Below are 14,653 nucleotides of genomic sequence, written 5' to 3'. Positions count from 1 at the left end.
CTCAGTCTTTGCTCTTGCCGTCATCCACCCATCTGAAACCGCGCATGGGGACGTTTTCTATGCATTCAAAATCCGCATCAATTTCGCGGAAGGCATCGCGTATCGTTGATACATGCTTGCGTATATTGTCACGGTTGCGCCCGCTCTTGACGACTTCATACAAGTCTTCATACGACACTACCTGGCCACGTCTGGCAAACAGGGCTGCCAGTATGCGCTGGGCAGTCAGCGGCAGATTGATGCGCTGGCCGCGCCAGATGGGGGTACGCTGGCGCAAGGGGTCCATGCTGAGCTGGTCGGCTACAGGTGTTTTGGCGGCTTCGCGGTCGGCCGCATGCTGGCTCTCCTTGTGTTGTTTGCGATCTTTGACCGAGCGCAGGATTTCCAGAAAGGTTTCTATGAAATCGGCTTCTTCAAAGGTGGCTTTTTGCAGATAGTCCCAGGCATCCAGCGCCTTCATGATGCTGCGGTAGATGGTTGCTGGCATGGCCGACACCACCAGCACCGGTGTCGCATGCTGTTTGTTGATGGCATTGATGATGGCAACGCCAGCATGGCGTTCACGCCCCAGTTCTATGTCCAGCACCACCAGATCATAGTTCTCACGTGCGATGGCGGCTTCGGCATCGTCACGGCTGAACCACTGGTCTATCTGTATGCCCGGCTTTGCCGCTTCTATCCAGGTTTTTAACTGATTGCTGGTGGGCAGATCGTCTTCGATAACAGCTACTTTGACCACGGTATTCTCCTGCAAGGTATTCAATAAGCGCAGTATCCACGCTTTCGCCGCAAATGTCATAAAGCTGCTGTGAGTTTTTCTTCACACGCGGCAAGGCTTATTCCTGGCACGGAATAAATAGCTTGCCACAGTGATATTTCTGCCCCCGCCTCAGCATTGTATGCTCCGGGGCTTGCGGCGCATGATGTGTGTCAGGGAAGCAGGGCAAACGCCAAAAACTGCCCCTGATAAAAAACCACCATCATTGGAGAGCCATCATGTCTGACCGTATCAAATCCCTGGTACAAGCCGTAAGGTCTACCCTGTCTGCCGTTTTCAGCAAAAGCGCTTCGGGAGTCAAAGCCGGGGCCAGGGTTACGTCAGAATCCGGCCTCTTCAGTAAAACCACCTTCAATCGCCTGGTTGTGCTCAGTCTGGTTGGTGGTGCTGTGTATGCCATCAGCACCCATCCACCGATAAAGCGTATAGGGCGCGGTGAAGTTGGTGTACGTATCAACCAGTTAACCGGTAATGCAGACCAGGTGCACGACGGTGCGGTCATCGTCGTGCCAGGCCTGCATGAGTTGCGTCTGTTTAATTTGCAGGATCAATTATATAAACCCACACGCAGCAGCCGCGCCGATGGCGAAGCACCTTTCCAGTCAGTAGAAGGTTTATCACTTGGTGTGGACCTGAGCATACGTTATGCAGTTGACCCCACCAAGCTGACCAATATGTCCAAGAGCCTGCCAGAAAACATTAATAACGACATCGTCGAACCGGCAGTGCAGGGGGTGATTTACAAGGCTTTTACTTTATATACAGTGCGCGAGATATTTTCCAGCAAACGGGCAGAAATCCAGAAGCAGATAGAAGCTGAATTAAAACCTCGGCTGGCCGCTGACGGCATCATCCTGCGCAGCGTCATGATGGGCAAGGTTGACCTGCCCGCCGACTATAAACGTGGCATGGAAAAACTGCTGGCCGAAGAACTGGAAAGCGAAAAAATGCGCTACACCCTGGAATTGAAAGACAAGCAGGTAAAACAAACCGCACTGGAAGCCGACGCCGACAAGATCAAACGCGAAAAAGCGGCAGAGGCCGCAGGTAATGAGCAGATCATTGCCGCCAGGGCGGAAGAAGAAGCCATGAAGCACGTCCTGCCTTTCAAGCAAAAGCAGATAGAACAACGCAAGCTTGAAGCCGAAGCAGAAAAAGTATCCCGTATCAAAACTTCGGAAGGCACAGCCCAGGCACGTGTCATCGAAGCCCAGGGCGAAGCTGATTCACGTCGCAAACTGGCCGACGCCGAAGCCTACAGGCAAGACCTGGTCGGCAAGGTCGCCAGCTCACAAATGGAGCGTGATGGCGCCCTGCTGACCAAGCACCCTTTGCTGATACAAAAAACCATGGCTGATAAATTGTCCGACAAGATTTCCGTCATCATCGCGCCGCCGCCATCAGATGGTGGTTTCATAGGAGCTGCATTGCTGGGCGCAGGCAAAAACAATAAACCTGTTGCACAAAAAGTCAGTACCGAAGCTGAGGCAGAAACCACTAACGAAAACAAAGAGAGCCAATAATCATGTTTGCTACTTTAGCTGCCGTCGCCGTGCTTGCTGTCGTCACACAAGACCAGGCACAATTACGCGCCGCCCCCAAGGATGGCGCACAACAACAAGCTGTGCTGTGGCAGGGCGATAGCCTGGAAATCCGAGGTGAAAAACTTGACTACCTGCAAGTGTATGACCACAGGCGCGAACGCGCCGGTTATATCAAGGCATCGCAAGTTCGCCTGGTCTCCATGCAACCGGATGATGCACCAGACAGTTTTGCCGTGATTCGCTTCCTGCGCGATACCCCGGGGGCAGAATCCCTGGGTATCAGCTACACAGCTGCCTATCTCAAAGCTGCGCCTGCCAAAGCGATCAGCGCAGAAGCTTTTGATGCACTCGGCAGCATGGCAGAACGTCTGGCGAAACGCGCCTCCAGCAAACAGCCCAAGCAAAATGAGGCAACTATTGCCGCCCACCTGGAAGTGGTCGCCAATTACGGCGTCAATATCAAAGGCTATGAACGCGAAGGCCGCATGCAGCTTTGTTATGACGGCGAAGCTTTCCGTCGTGTGCTGGCCATGAACGCCACGCCTGACCAGAAGGCCCGCGCTGCCCTGGCATTGACAAGACAGGATTGCATAGACCCCACCATGCGCCCGGGCGAACGCTATGCCCTAGATCAATGGCGTGCTGATGTGCTGGACCGTGTCAACACCAGCAGCTTGCCTGAGTATCTGAAAAACCGCATGCATATGCGCAAGTCCAGCGTCTGGTCCAGCATCGCCTTCCAGCGTGCCCGCAAAGGGGAGAAATTTGACGATGCTGGCAACCGCGCTATGATGGAATTGGTAGCAGTCAATAAAGAGGAATTTGCCGATGAAGATGGCTATGCCTACGCCGATGCCGGTGTGCGTGTGGGCACAACGCGCTGGGCAGCAGAAGCTGCAGTTGCCCCTAATCCTGGCCTGAACATCATCACTGCCCCAGGCCAGCCAGGCGAAACCTGCGTCATGCTGACTGATGCAAAGCACGATGTAAAAACCCCGCTGGCAAAACGCTGCACCTATAGCGTAGTCTGGGCCGCATCTGCTCGCGCCAATGCACAAAACACGGCACTCAGCCTGGCTGTACAACCCATGGAAAACTGGCGCGAACTCTGGCTATTCCACCAGACCAGCCAGGGCTGGATTATTGACATCCTGCCACCTGCGAACAGTGACCCTGATCTTGGCTATGCAGAATTTGCTGGTTGGGTACTAGGCACCAACAAAATGCTGGTAGCACGCGAAGCCAAAGTCGAAGGCCGTTTCAAGAAGAGCTTTGAAGTCGTCAGCATGGACAGCCTGCAAGTTGAAAACGCTGCCGACAAACCCGGTTCCTTGAATGTGTTTTACAAGTGGCAAGACCCGGCATGGAAGAGGCAGACCATCAGTTTGAGGTGATTTGTAGTGGCCGCTTGGCAGTAAGCAGTAACTGCAATCAGTTGCAGTAGTCAGTAAATAAGGCAAGTTTTCATTCTATCAATTCATACACATTTATATCTTTACCAGGAGTTTTGTCATGAATTTCAAATTAGCGTCCATCGCTCTGTTATTCGCCAACAGCATCGCTTTTGCACAGGAGGTGACACCCCAGATGCAATTGCCGGACTGGGCTAACAAGCAGCTCAATGGCTTGTCCCAGCAAGAATCCATTGAGGTGAACAGCCGTATCAATCCCTTTGTCTGGCGTGGCGATTTTCTGGGGGCTGGCAAGGGTGACCTGGCGGTATTGGTCAAGGATAGCAAGAGCAAAAAAGAGGGGATCGTCTTTTTGTCGCATGGCAAAGCCAAACCGGTCATTGTCGGCGCAGGGCATGCCCTGGGTAATGGTGGCGATGACTTTTCATGGCTGGAACTCTGGTATGTCGAAGACAAAGGCTCGCAGCCGCATAGCTATCATGCCAAGTCTGTCAAATTGCACAATGATGGCATCGTCGTCGCGAAAGAAGGCTCCGCCAGCGGCTTGATTTATTTGAAGTCAGGCAAGGCCACCTGGCAGCAGCAAGGGGACTGATTTTCAAAAAAATGCGTTCGGGGACAGAACGGGGAGCGGTTTTTTAGGGGATAAAAGACATCGGATCCCAGGAACTGGATGAGTGCTCGTTCAGTCCCTGGTGATTGCATTTTGATTAACGAGCGACCAGGCCAGTCAATTTCCGAGCCCCGCGAATCTGGCGCGCGATTCTAGCAAATGTACATTAAATAGTGTGGAAATTGACTAAAAAATATTTTTAACTTTCTTTGACATTTTTCGAGAACTTTCCTTTATGCTTTAAACAAGCGCACAGAGAGTACGTGCATTTGGGACCGTTTCCGTAGACCAACGAAGATGCCACAACAACAAGAAATTGACTTTGCCAGGACTGTAGATGAGTAATTCCAGCCCCTTGTTTCGTCCTGAAGTCACAGCAGCATTAGGCAGTCAATGGATGGGCTCCATCCGCCTGGCACAGCCACTTTCTGCTAGCTTGATTGCCATCGTTGCGCTGATCATTGCCGCAGTCCTGATTGCTTACATTACTTTTGGCAGCATCACCAAAAAAGCCCGCGTCACTGGTATTACCATCCCTGTCGGTGGCCAGCTTAGTGTGGCGGCACCTAATGCCGGTATTTTGCTGACTACTCATGTCAAGGAAGGCGAACAAGTCCTGGCCGGGCAAATCTTGTTTACCTTGAGTACAGAACGACAAAACAGTCAGGGTGAAATCACCGCCCTGGTGGCCCAGCAACTGGCCAGCCGTGCCGATAGCATGGCAGCAGAACAAAGACTGCGCCAAAGCCAGTACCAGGAAAAAAAGCAGGCCCTGAGCCAAAGACTGGCCAACCTGGCACAAGAGCATACCCAACTGGAACAAGAGTTGTTACTGGCCCAGCGCCGCCAGCAACTGGCACAACAAAGCGTCGCCAAGTATGAAACCTTGCAAGGCAATGGCTATGTCTCCGCCGCCCAGACCCAGCAAAAGCAGGAAGACTTGCTCGACATCAGCACCCGCTTGAGTACTTTGCAACGTAATAAAACCCAGTTGCAGGCGAATCAGATCGCCCTGCAATCAGAACTCGATAGCTTAGCGAATACCCTGGCTACTGACCTGAGCCAAATAGAAAGAGCCAAGGCCAGCCTTAAACAGGAAGCCGCAGAAAATGCCAACCGCCAGGCTTTGCAAATTACCGCAACGCAAGCAGGCATCGTCAGCGCCCTGACCAACCAGCCAGGGCAAGCCATCAATGCCGGGCAAGTGCTGGCCAGCCTGATACCTGTTGACGCCAAAGCGGTAGACACTAATTCACTGGAGGCACATTTATATGCCCCCAGCCGCACAGCGGGTTTCATCCAGCCAGGGCAAGAAGTCTTGATACGCTACGCCGCCTTTCCCTATCAGAAGTTCGGTTTGCACAAGGCAACGGTAGTCGATGTCAGCCGCACCCCGTTTGCACCATCTGAGCTGCCACAGAATCTTGCAACCACGATTTTGAGCAATGCCCAGCAAGCCATCAATGGCTTCAACAGTAATGAAGCTTTGTACCGTATCAAGGTAAGGCTGCACGAGCAAAGTATCAATGCCTATGGGCAGCCACAAGCTCTCAAACCAGGCATGACGCTAGAGGCGGATGTGTTGCAAGACAGTAGAAAAATTTGGGAATGGGTATTGGAGCCAGTGCTGGCGATGACTTGAAGTACTTCATTGCTAGCAGCAAGAAATTCTAGAATTCGATGCTGGATCTGCCAGGAAAAACCGACAGATCCAGCCCGAAAAAACCGTTCAAGGTGGTCGAGACCTGGGACGGAGCAGTAAAACCATGCCATGAGGCATGATCCGACTTAACCATGTATAGGAATAACACAAAATGCGTTTGATTACAAATGAAGAAGTGATGGTTGTGGCTGGTGGTGATCTTGAGCCAGATGAGCCTGTTCAGACAGTTGAGATTGTAGGGCAAAGAATGACTGATGATGAAAAGCATGACTATGACAAGGGAGAAATTTGGGCTGCCAACGGTTCGGGCGGCGGCGTCTAATTAAGCGTAATTAGCTCAAGTCATGTAGCACCACTTTTATAGTGGTGCTACTTTTTACCCATCTGACGATAAGTAAAGAATGAATCAAGTCCTGCATATTGTTACTGCCTTATCTTTATTTTTTTTGCACGACACAGTAATAGGGGCTGAGCATGCTGCAGTGTCAGATATGGCGGCGTCATGTGCAACATTTATTACGGAGTCGGAAGGAATTCGCGAATACAAACTAAGTAATGGATTGCAAATATTAATCTTACCGAAATCTGATGCATTGAATGCCACTGTTAACATGGTGTATCGGGTAGGTTTAAAGAACGAGGCTGATAATAATATTGAAACAGCCCATACTTTGGAGCATTTATTGGTTGCAAGATCTACAGCTTTGCATCCTGACTGGCCCGAAGAAATCAAGAAAAATAATTTACGCCGTGTTGGCAATACAGCTCAGGACTATACCTCCTATAAGACTTCAGTTCTATCAACGGAAGAAAAGCTAAACTGGCTTTTTGCCATTGAAGCTGAACGTATGTCATCTTTTACTTATTCAAATGACGACGTTGCTGGAGTTGTTGCAGAAGTTATCGATGAGCGTGATGCTACTGAGCGAAATGCACAAAAATTTTTCAGGCATAAAGCATTAAATCTGGTTACTGGAAAAACGGAACAAGCTCCTGGAAATTCTCTGACACACATCAGCTTGCTCAAGTTGCAGAAATTCTGGGAAGAGTTTTATCTACCTCAAAGAGCTACGCTTGTTGTTGGCAGTAAGCTTGAAGCACAATTGACCATGGAGTTAGTACAAAAGAATTTTTGCAATATATCCAAAATAACTTCCTTAAAAAGCCTTGAGGAACCCAAAATTTCTTCCACGAATTTTCCTTATAACCAAGAGATTGTAAAGAAACGCAGTAAGCCCATTTTGTTATTGGCATATCGCACGATGGGACTAAGTGACCAGAATTTTGCTGCAATCCCATTGCTCGCACACATACTGCAAAAAAGTAAACTGCTTCCTTTGAATGATCAGCCCGAGCAGAAAAAATCTGGGCAAATAAAAAATGTATATTTTACAGGCTTGCTATCAAGTGGAATTTTGATGATAGAACCTGTAATGGAATATGGCGAACAAAAAAATTTACCAGTTATTAAAACTTCGCTGCTCAATACAGTGGAAAAAATAAATGAAACGCCCGTCAATGAAAATGAGTTGACGCTGGCAAAAGAAAGTCTTGGCAGAGCATACAAAAAAATGAGTGCTGATAACGAAGAAACTGCGGTCAAATTGGCACCCTATATTGCTACTGGCAATTGGCAGTTATTTTTTAAAGTACGTGATGATATACAGAATTTTTCTATTTTCAAAATTCAGGAGAACGCAGTAAAAATACTGTCGCCAGCTAATAGAATATTTATGCAAGTCAGTGAACAGATTGATGAATGAAGCCGGGACGGAAATCTGTCTTGAGAAATTAGTTACGGACACGCGAGTGCATAGATTTTTGATTGCAAGTACTAATCAACCAAGTTCCTGTCGATGCCCAAGTGGTCGATACCAATTGCCAGGAGGTGCATCTATATACTATCAGCCACCCTCCATTTCCCCCGGCAGAGTTGCTGACGTGTCTGATAATCACAATTTTGACCAATGTTTGGCAAACTATCAATGGCTAAATAGTAGTAACACTTTGTATCATATTCATAGGTAAGTGCAAGCTCTCAAACCAGGCATGACGCTGGCCGCAAATGTACTCAAGGGGGGATTTGGAAATGAGTGCTGGAGCCAGTGCTGGCGATCACGCAACATGCCTGAATTGAAGGTGGCAAAGATTTATCGAACGGTCATTCTTACACATGAAAAAGCTTGAGTCAGCAGGGGGGAAATTAATTTCATTTTTTGAAGATTTTAAGGTCAAAGGCAAGATTCGTTATAGTCTCTATTTTGCAACTATGCATTTCTTCATTTTAATAATGATATTAATGCTTATACCTATTGACGAAAATTCTGCGCCAGAAAAACGTAACCATGTATTTTATTATGTAGTAATTCTTGGTCCCATCGTTGAAACGCTTTTATTTCAAGCACTTCTTTCAGTATTGCACGTCGATTAAAACTTAATGACTGGTTAACTTTATTGATCATGACTAGTCCATTTGCATTACTTCATTATCCAAATGGCTTGATAGGGGTAGTTAACGCTTTCTTAGGTGGTTTAATTTATAGCGCATCGTTTATAGTTTGGGAAAAAAATAGCTACAAAGTTGCACTTTGCATCGTAATGGCGATTCATGGTTTGCATAATTTAGAATTAACAGGACTGAGTCATGGCCTCATTTATGTACTTGGTTTATTAAAATGACTTTGTAATATTCAACACAAACTGCAATTTTTACGATTCATATAGGCTCAAAAAGAGAATTGATTTGTCCAGTCGCCTTATAAGAATGCGATTGTTTTCGGTTTTGTAGTCGCTGAATATCAACGTGTGAGATGGCTAACAATTAAAAAATTTGGATGAGGTATGCAAATAAACCCAATAAAATCAAATCATTCTAGTAACAAGAACCTGGCGCTTTATACGCTCGTCACTTGCAATATTGCTGTTCTATTTTTCTTTATCGTAAACGTCATTTTCAATCATGCGCCGCTCTTGAGTTTTTGGTTGCCAACATGTGCCCTCTTCATTTTAAATGGCTATTCTGGTGTAGATGAATATAAAAAACTCGATGCATTGACAATGATAAAGGAAAGAGCTTCATGGAAGCTTGGCATGCTCTTTCAGGTACTCGCCGTATTTGTACTGCTGACCAAGGTATGGGAAAAAACACCGCCTGGAATTACAGATGCCTTTATATTGGCACTCTTGTTCAACAATACCAAAGATTACATCGTAGATTTGTTGGCGACGCATAAATTTGGCAGTGTATCCGGGAATAAATGAAGATGCATGCGTGCTGTTTCGCTTACATCTTAGCGCCAACAATGTTCGTTATTCTTATTGCTAAACGCTATTTCCAAGATTCATGAGACCTCTCCTCCAAACCGAATCCAGCGAATGCGGCCTGGCTTGCCTGGCCATGGTCGCCAGCCATTTTGGCTACCATACTGATTTGGCAGATTTGCGCAGGCAATTTTCCATCAGCCTCAAAGGGGCAACCATGGCGCAGCTGATGCGTCATGCCTCTGCCATGCAGTTGAACAGCCGCCCCTTGCGGCTGGAATTGGATGAGCTGGATCAACTGGCCTTGCCCTGCATCCTGCACTGGAATTTGAATCACTTCGTGGTCTTGAAGGCGGTGCGCAAAGACTGGCGTGGCAAAGTCACTCTGGTGTTGCTGGACCCGGCAGTCGGTGAAAGGCGTATGCCTGTAGAAGAAGCGTCCAGCCATTTCACAGGCGTGGCGCTGGAGCTGGCACCCAGCCCCTCCTTCAAACCCAGGGATGAAAAAAAACAGGTCGCCCTGCGTGACTTGACTGGTCATATCGTCGGCTTGCGTTCAGCCATCGTCAAGGTGTTGGCACTGGCCCTGGCGCTAGAGATATTTGCGATATGCGCCCCCTTGTTCAATCAGTTTGTCATTGATGAGGTCATCGTCAGTGGCGACAAGGAATTACTGGTCGTACTGGTCATTGGTTTTGCACTGTTGATGATCACCCAGAATGCCATAGGTCTGGCGCGTAGCTGGTTTTTGATGCGCTGGAGCATGGATATCAGCCTGCAATGGTCGGCGCGGGTATTCGCCCATCTGGTGCGTTTGCCGGTGTCTTATTTTGAAAAGCGCCATCTTGGTGATGTGGTGTCGCGCTTTGGCTCTATCGGTGCGATACAAAGTACCCTGACTTCCATGTTTGTGGAGAGTGCGCTGGATGGCTTGATGGCCTTGCTGGCCCTGGTCATGATGCTGGTGTATAGCATCAAGCTCAGTATGCTGGTGCTGGGGGCTGTGGCCTTGTATGCGGGTTTGCGCTGGGCCTTCTATCAACCTTTTCGTGAAGCATCACAAGAGCGCCTGATCTTGTCTTCCAAGGAGAGCTCTCACTTCCTGGAAACCATGCGTGCGGTCACACCCTTGAAATTGTATGGCCGTGAAACCGAGCGCCTGTCGCGCTGGCAAAACCTGAAGATTGATGTGCAAAACCGCGATATCAAGACGCAAAAACTCTCCATCCTCTTCAAGCTCAGCAATACCCTGATCTTTGGCATACAGGGTTTGGCGCTGTTTTATATCGGCGCCGGGCAAGTCATGCAAAACAGTTTGACGGTGGGTATGCTGATGGCATTCTCCAGTTATTCAGGCACTTTCACTGGCCGCATTTCCAGCTTGATTGATGTCTTTATCAGTTATCGCATGTTGAGTCTGCATAGTGAAAGGCTGGCCGACATTGTGCTGGAAGAGGCAGAAGCAGAAACCGCCATCGAAACCGATATCTCGCGTATTGAACCTGTCATCACGCTCAAGAATATCAAGTTCCGTTATGCAGAGGGTGAGCCCTGGGTACTCAAGGACATCAACTTGACGATACCGGCAGGGCAGAGTATAGCCCTGGTTGGCCCCAGCGGTTGCGGCAAGACCACCTTGTGCAAAATCATCCTGGGTTTGTTGAAACCGACTGAAGGTGAAGTCCTGATCGACAAAATCCCCATCACCCAGCTGGGCATCAAGACTTACCGCCAACTGGTAGGCACGGTCATGCAGGAAGATGTCTTATTGGCGGGTTCCATCATGGACAATATCGCTTTCTTCGACAGCCATTGTGATCCCGCCAGGGTAGAGGAATGTGCGAAGCTGGCTGCCATCCACGAAGAAATCAGCAAGATGCCCATGGGTTATCAAACCCTGGTCGGTGACATGGGTAGCAGCTTGTCTGGCGGGCAAAAGCAGCGCGTCCTGCTGGCCCGCGCCTTGTACAAGCAACCCAAGGTGCTGGCGCTGGATGAGGCCACCAGCCATCTGGATGTGAATAATGAAAACAAGGTCAACCAGGCACTGGGGAACTTGCAATTGACGCGCATCATGGTGGCGCACAGGCCCGAGACGATCAATGCAGCAGAGCGCGTAGTGTCCTTGCAGGACGGGGGCGTGATGGAATTGCGGGCGGCAGTCGTTAAAGAAGATGTGACGAGTTTGAAGCTCGCCTGAGCATTTGAACTGAAGACAAAATGAAAATACTGATACGTCATTTTTGCAGCAATTTATTTCTATCTTTTTCCCTGCTATTCGTGCTGGGCATGATTGCAGCATTGTCTAAGCTGGATCAAGATTGGATGAATGCATTCGGCTTGGTAGCGCTCAGTTTTTCTTTTGTCAGCTACTATGTTGCTGGTGAAAAAAAACTGTATCTTGAGGCCAATGCTTATCCGGTTTTTAGAAACGCTGAGAAAGGTTTGTGCTGGCAAGAGCTGGTTTTCCCTGTACTATTGTTTGCAGCAATTGTCCTGGTGCTTTACTTGGACAATGCCATCTCTTTTCATGCGGAGATATCTGATCTGCACTACCAATCCATGCTCCTGACTTTTGGAGCTGCTGCTTTGGAAGAGGTTTTTTTTCGTGGTTATTTGCTGGCAGGCTTAAGGAGATATCTGAGGCTGGAAATTGCCGTGTTGATAGCTGCGGCGCTGTTTTCTCTCGCCCATTATTCAGCAGATAAACCAGCTTGGTTGTACGTGGGCTATTTCACGTTTGCGATAGCAATGGCAGCAGTGACGATCAAATATCGCTCTTTGTTATTTGCGATTATTTTCCATTTTATTTTCAATTACGCGGTGGGCGTGAGCGAGGATTATTTTGCAGATGCCTACAATGGCCAGGGACTGTTCCAGTTTCACGACAGACCTGCATCAATATTGTATGCCCAGGTTTTCATTGCACTTCATTTGGGACTCATTTTTTGGTGCGCCAGAGATTACTATGCCGCCAAGCTGCGTCAGATAGACCAGAGTAGCAAAGAATTCAGTGCCTAAGGGGCTGAAATTAGTTACGGGCGGTCTTGAGCGGTGCCGCCACATTCTGCCTTATCCATGTCTGCATGTCTTGCCAGATGCGTTGTACTTCAGCGTCCGGCGGCATTTGTGTGGCATTTGGCAATTCTATGGTGACGACGGGGATATCTTTGTGTATGCCGCTGTAATTACCCAGTGAGCCAGGATAAACGCCGACGCGATTATAGATCAGGCGGCCAAAGCGGTTAGGTGGCGTGGTCGGGCCATCAAAGTCGAGTACGCCAAAAGGGGCATGGACAGAGATGATGACGTCGGGCTTGTATTTTTCTATGGTCTCATACACCCAGCGGCTTTCCGGTTCTGAGATAGGCGCCTTGCCTGGGTAGCGACGCGGGTCGCTGCGGGTCACCCGTGCCCAATAACTGGGCGCTTCTTTTTGCCAGTTGGGTGTGGGGAAGTTGCGGTTCAGGTCTATGCCTCGGGCATTCATGCGGCGTGGCTTGGGAGCCAGTAAGCCATCAGGATTGACCACCGGGGCGATGCGCCAATTGAATTCCAGCGGGCTTTTTTGCATGGCATCCATCCATTTGAAAACGATGGAAGAGGCTGTCTGTTCATCACCATGTATGCCACCCAGCAGCAGTACGCGTATGGCTTGCGGATGTTTGGCATCGGCCTTGATATCGCGGAACAATACCGGGAAACCATTGAGTGAATTGGCACCAGTCGGGCTGAGCTTGCTGTTATTGCAATCAGCCAGGCTGACTTTGGGCAGACGCGCAACCAGGGGTGTACACCAGTCGCTGATGGTTTTTGGTTTTGCCGTTGGCTTGGCTGGAACAGGTGGTGCAGATGGGGATGCTGGCGAAGCAGACAGGCTGTTTGCAGATGGCATGGCCAACAGGCCAGCCACCGCAAACAAAGCACCGAGTTTTTTGCAGCGAAATGCACAGAATTTACTTCTAAAAATACTAGCTGGCATTCTCGCTGCTACTCCCAGTGCTACAAATTGCTTGTTACAAGCATTATTACAAAAATCAAGACGACTAATTACAGCCCGGCAGCGGCACGCAAAATCGCGGCCTTGTCAGTACGTTCCCAGGTGAATTCTGGCTCTTCACGACCAAAGTGGCCATAAGCCGCTGTTTTGGAATAGATAGGGCGCAGCAAGTCCAGCATCTGGATGATGCCTTTTGGACGCAAGTCAAAATGTTCATTCACCAATGCGGCGATCTGGTCATCAGGGATCACGCCTGTGCCTTCAGTGTAGACCGTCACGTTCATAGGGCGTGCTACACCGATCGCGTACGCTACCTGGATCTGGCATTGACGGGCAATGCCGGCAGCGACGATATTCTTGGCGACATAACGGGCAGCATAGGCAGCAGAACGGTCAACCTTGGTAGGATCTTTACCGGAGAAAGCGCCGCCGCCATGCGGGCAGGCACCACCGTAGGTATCGACAATGATCTTGCGACCTGTCAGGCCACAATCACCTTGTGGACCGCCAATAACGAAACGACCAGTCGGGTTGATCAGGAATTTGGTGTCCAGCAACCATTCTTTAGGCAAGACCGGTTTGATGATTTCTTCAATGACAGCGTCAATGAAGGATTGCTTCATCTTGGTCGGGGTTTCACTTTGGTCAGGATGATGCTGGGTGGACAGCACGACAGTATCGATACTATGCGGTTTGCCATCGACATAACGCATGGTGACCTGGCTCTTGGCATCAGGACGCAGGAAAGGCAGGCGGCCATCCTTGCGCAATTGTGCCTGGCGCTCTACCAGACGGTGTGCATAGTAAATCGGCGCAGGCATCAGTTCTGGTGTTTCATCGCATGCATAACCAAACATCAGGCCCTGGTCACCGGCACCGGTGTTGAGGTGGTCATCAGATGCCTGATCCACACCCTGGGCGATATCATTGGATTGCTTGTCGTAGGCAACCAGCACTGCGCAACCTTTATAATCAATACCATATTCAGTATTATCGTAACCGATGCGTTTGATGGTGTCGCGTGCGACCTGTATGTAATCAACGTGGGCATTGGTGGTGATTTCACCAGCAAGTACCACCAGACCGGTATTGGTCAGGGTTTCAGCGGCAACGCGGGAACGTGGATCCTGTTCAAAGATCGCATCGAGAATTGCATCGGAAATCTGATCGGCGACTTTGTCCGGGTGTCCTTCGGATACCGATTCAGAGGTGAAAAGAAAATCATTAGCCATCGCAGGCTCCTATAAAAAATTGACCGTAATAAATGTGCCGCAGTCGGAAGAGTCCTGCGACGCTTTAGCGAGTTTTATTAACCGCCTCGCAAGTTGTCTGTTAACTCGGCGGTGACCAGCTTTATATAATCAAGCCAGCCAATGTGTGAT

The 14,653-nt window shown here is 49.1% G+C and carries 14 protein-coding genes; 11 read left to right on the top strand and 3 right to left on the bottom strand.

The features are described 5' to 3' along the window. Position 1 precedes the first annotated feature (1 nt). Entirely contained in the window at positions 2-739 is a 738-nt protein-coding gene (locus ACO0LF_RS22065; RefSeq protein ID WP_423018256.1) for a response regulator transcription factor, read from the bottom strand. Positions 740-996: 257 nt separating this feature from the next. Here ACO0LF_RS22065 and ACO0LF_RS22060 point away from each other — a divergent pair, with 257 nt between their 5' ends. From ACO0LF_RS22060 to ACO0LF_RS22010, 11 genes are all read left to right on the top strand, one after another. Next, the gene (locus ACO0LF_RS22060; RefSeq protein WP_423017950.1) at positions 997-2,301 is read left to right on the top strand and encodes an SPFH domain-containing protein; all 1,305 of its coding nucleotides are present in this window, start codon (positions 997-999) and stop codon (positions 2,299-2,301) included. Positions 2,302-2,303: 2 nt separating this feature from the next. After that, on the top strand, positions 2,304-3,716 hold the full coding sequence (locus tag ACO0LF_RS22055) for a hypothetical protein (RefSeq protein WP_423017948.1): 1,413 nt from the start codon (positions 2,304-2,306) through the stop codon (positions 3,714-3,716). Between the two features lie 118 nt (positions 3,717-3,834). After that, positions 3,835-4,329: a hypothetical protein gene (locus ACO0LF_RS22050; RefSeq protein ID WP_423017946.1), complete on the top strand. Its 495-nt coding sequence runs from the start codon at positions 3,835-3,837 to the stop codon at positions 4,327-4,329. A 355-nt stretch (positions 4,330-4,684) separates the two neighbouring features. Next, on the top strand, positions 4,685-5,989 hold the full coding sequence (locus tag ACO0LF_RS22045) for an HlyD family secretion protein (protein WP_423017944.1): 1,305 nt from the start codon (positions 4,685-4,687) through the stop codon (positions 5,987-5,989). A 172-nt stretch (positions 5,990-6,161) separates the two neighbouring features. After that, entirely contained in the window at positions 6,162-6,332 is a 171-nt protein-coding gene (locus ACO0LF_RS22040; protein WP_423017942.1) for a hypothetical protein, read from the top strand. 79 nt (positions 6,333-6,411) lie between these two features. After that, positions 6,412-7,773 carry a M16 family metallopeptidase gene (locus ACO0LF_RS22035; protein ID WP_423017940.1) on the top strand — a complete coding sequence of 454 codons (1,362 nt, stop codon included), beginning with the start codon at positions 6,412-6,414 and terminating at the stop codon, positions 7,771-7,773. A 410-nt stretch (positions 7,774-8,183) separates the two neighbouring features. After that, positions 8,184-8,441 carry a hypothetical protein gene (locus ACO0LF_RS22030; RefSeq protein ID WP_423017938.1) on the top strand — a complete coding sequence of 86 codons (258 nt, stop codon included), beginning with the start codon at positions 8,184-8,186 and terminating at the stop codon, positions 8,439-8,441. A gap of 29 nt (positions 8,442-8,470) precedes the next feature. Then, on the top strand, positions 8,471-8,689 hold the full coding sequence (locus ACO0LF_RS22025) for a hypothetical protein (RefSeq protein ID WP_423017936.1): 219 nt from the start codon (positions 8,471-8,473) through the stop codon (positions 8,687-8,689). 162 nt (positions 8,690-8,851) lie between these two features. Further along, a complete protein-coding gene (locus ACO0LF_RS22020; protein ID WP_423017934.1) occupies positions 8,852-9,271 on the top strand; it encodes a hypothetical protein in 420 nt (139 codons plus the stop codon). Positions 9,272-9,353: 82 nt separating this feature from the next. Continuing rightward, positions 9,354-11,471 carry a peptidase domain-containing ABC transporter gene (locus tag ACO0LF_RS22015; protein ID WP_423017932.1) on the top strand — a complete coding sequence of 706 codons (2,118 nt, stop codon included), beginning with the start codon at positions 9,354-9,356 and terminating at the stop codon, positions 11,469-11,471. Positions 11,472-11,560: 89 nt separating this feature from the next. Continuing rightward, positions 11,561-12,292: a lysostaphin resistance A-like protein gene (locus tag ACO0LF_RS22010; protein WP_423017931.1), complete on the top strand. Its 732-nt coding sequence runs from the start codon at positions 11,561-11,563 to the stop codon at positions 12,290-12,292. 10 nt (positions 12,293-12,302) lie between these two features. Here ACO0LF_RS22010 and ACO0LF_RS22005 read toward each other — a convergent pair whose 3' ends face one another. Further along, positions 12,303-13,253, bottom strand: a complete 951-nt coding sequence (locus tag ACO0LF_RS22005; protein WP_423017929.1) for a M14 family zinc carboxypeptidase — start codon at positions 13,251-13,253, stop codon at positions 12,303-12,305. 68 nt (positions 13,254-13,321) lie between these two features. Further along, the gene (gene metK, locus ACO0LF_RS22000) at positions 13,322-14,503 is read right to left on the bottom strand and encodes a methionine adenosyltransferase (RefSeq protein WP_423017927.1); all 1,182 of its coding nucleotides are present in this window, start codon (positions 14,501-14,503) and stop codon (positions 13,322-13,324) included. Positions 14,504-14,653: the final 150 nt, after the last annotated feature.

It is taken from the genome of Undibacterium sp. Di27W, assembly GCF_049340345.1.
GTDB lineage: Bacteria > Pseudomonadota > Gammaproteobacteria > Burkholderiales > Burkholderiaceae_D > Undibacterium.
Note: the sequence above shows the minus strand (reverse complement) of the source record. Positions and strands in the feature narration are given on the sequence as shown.

Bases quoted from the DNA above. Each gene is read 5' to 3' on its own strand.
- ACO0LF_RS22060 (WP_423017950.1), top strand. From the start codon at position 997: ATGTCTGACCGTATCAAATCCCTGGTACAAGCCGTAAGGTCTACCCTG.
- ACO0LF_RS22055 (WP_423017948.1), top strand. From the start codon at position 2,304: ATGTTTGCTACTTTAGCTGCCGTCGCCGTGCTTGCTGTCGTCACACAA.
- ACO0LF_RS22050 (WP_423017946.1), top strand. From the start codon at position 3,835: ATGAATTTCAAATTAGCGTCCATCGCTCTGTTATTCGCCAACAGCATC.
- ACO0LF_RS22045 (WP_423017944.1), top strand. From the start codon at position 4,685: ATGAGTAATTCCAGCCCCTTGTTTCGTCCTGAAGTCACAGCAGCATTA.
- ACO0LF_RS22040 (WP_423017942.1), top strand. From the start codon at position 6,162: ATGCGTTTGATTACAAATGAAGAAGTGATGGTTGTGGCTGGTGGTGAT.
- ACO0LF_RS22035 (WP_423017940.1), top strand. From the start codon at position 6,412: ATGAATCAAGTCCTGCATATTGTTACTGCCTTATCTTTATTTTTTTTG.
- ACO0LF_RS22030 (WP_423017938.1), top strand. From the start codon at position 8,184: ATGAAAAAGCTTGAGTCAGCAGGGGGGAAATTAATTTCATTTTTTGAA.
- ACO0LF_RS22025 (WP_423017936.1), top strand. From the start codon at position 8,471: ATGACTAGTCCATTTGCATTACTTCATTATCCAAATGGCTTGATAGGG.
- ACO0LF_RS22020 (WP_423017934.1), top strand. From the start codon at position 8,852: ATGCAAATAAACCCAATAAAATCAAATCATTCTAGTAACAAGAACCTG.
- ACO0LF_RS22015 (WP_423017932.1), top strand. From the start codon at position 9,354: ATGAGACCTCTCCTCCAAACCGAATCCAGCGAATGCGGCCTGGCTTGC.
- ACO0LF_RS22010 (WP_423017931.1), top strand. From the start codon at position 11,561: ATGATTGCAGCATTGTCTAAGCTGGATCAAGATTGGATGAATGCATTC.
- ACO0LF_RS22005 (WP_423017929.1), bottom strand. From the start codon at position 13,253: ATGCCAGCTAGTATTTTTAGAAGTAAATTCTGTGCATTTCGCTGCAAA.
- metK (WP_423017927.1), bottom strand. From the start codon at position 14,503: ATGGCTAATGATTTTCTTTTCACCTCTGAATCGGTATCCGAAGGACAC.